This window comes from Streptomyces sp. GC420, assembly GCF_009916105.1.
Lineage (GTDB): Bacteria > Actinomycetota > Actinomycetes > Streptomycetales > Streptomycetaceae > Streptomyces.
Genome location: NZ_JAAAXQ010000748.1, coordinates 1 through 1,350 on the forward strand (window position 1 = coordinate 1; position 1,350 = coordinate 1,350).

General features: G+C 70.6%; 2 protein-coding genes. Both read left to right on the plus strand.

Annotation, left to right across the window (positions count from 1 at the left end; genetic code table 11):
• On the plus strand, window positions 1–314 hold a 314-nt coding region (locus GUY61_RS38350), incomplete at its 5' end, for an ABC transporter permease subunit (protein ID WP_166634896.1).
• 2 nt (window positions 315–316) lie between these two features.
• The coding region (locus GUY61_RS38355) for a LacI family DNA-binding transcriptional regulator (protein WP_166634897.1) at window positions 317–1,350 on the plus strand (1,034 nt) is incomplete at its 3' end.

Below are 1,350 nucleotides of genomic sequence, written 5' to 3' on the forward strand. Positions count from 1 at the left end.
GGGCGGGCGAGTGGCGGATCTTCACCAGGATCGCTCTGCCGATGATGGTGCCGGGACTGGTGACCGTCTTCCTCTTCCAGTTCGTGGCGATCTGGAACAACTTCCTGCTGCCGTACATCATGCTCAGCGACGACGAGAAGTTCCCGATGACCCTGGGCCTCTACACGCTGCTCGCCCAGGGCAGCAACCAGCCCGCGCTCTACACCCTCGTCATCACCGGCGCCCTGCTGGCGATCATCCCGCTCATCGCCCTGTTCCTGGTCGTCCAGCGCTTCTGGTCGCTCGACCTGCTGTCCGGCGCCGTAAAGTCTTGAACATGAGCAACTCTCCGGGTCCGGGGGCAGGTCCGGGACAGCGCCGCAGGCCGCCGACGATCCACGACGTGGCGCGCGAGGCCGGTGTCTCGCGCGGCACGGTCTCCCGCGTGCTCAACGGCGGGCACTATGTCAGCCCGGCGGCGCAGGACGCCGTCAACGCCGCCATCCGCAAGACGGGTTACGTAGTGAACCGGCACGCCCGGTCGCTGATCACGGGCCGCTCGGACTCCGTGGCGTTCCTGCTCACCGAGCCGCAGGAGCGGTTCTTCGAGGACCCCAACTTCAATGTGCTGCTGCGCGGCTGCACCCAGGCTCTCGCCGACCACGACATCCCGCTGCTTCTGATGATCGCCGGGACGGAAGACGAGCGGCGCCGCATCACGCGGTACATCACGGCCGGCCACGTCGACGGGGTGCTGCTGGTCTCCAGCCACTCGGGCGACCCGGTCGCGGAGCGCCTGCGGGACGCCGGGGTGCCGCTGGTCGCCTGCGGCAAGCCCATAGGGCTGGGCTCGAAGGTGAGTTACGTGGCCGCCGACGACCGGGACGGCGCCCGTGACATGGTGCGTCACCTGATCGGGGCCGGGCGCCGTCGCATCGCGACGGTCACGGGCCCGCTGGACACCCCCGGCGGCGTCGAGCGGCTCGCCGGCTACCGGGAGATCCTCGCCGAGGCGGGTATCGAGGAGGACGAGCGGCTCGTCGTCTCCGGTGACTACAGCCGGGCCGGCGGGGAGGCGGCCGCCGAGGAACTGCTGCGCCGGGAAACGGACATGGACGCCGTGTTCGTCGCCTCCGACCTCATGGCGCAAGGTGTGCTGACGGCCCTGCAGCGGGCCGGGCTGCGGGTGCCGGAGGACATCGCGGTCGGCGGATTCGACGACTCCCCCGCGGCGGTCGGGACCAGGCCGGACCTGACCACCATCCGGCAGCCGTGGGACCGGATCAGCGCCGAGATGGTGCGGGTGCTGCTCGCGCAGATCGGTGGCGAGGCGCCCTCGGCGGTGATCCTGCCGACGGAACTGGTCCGGCG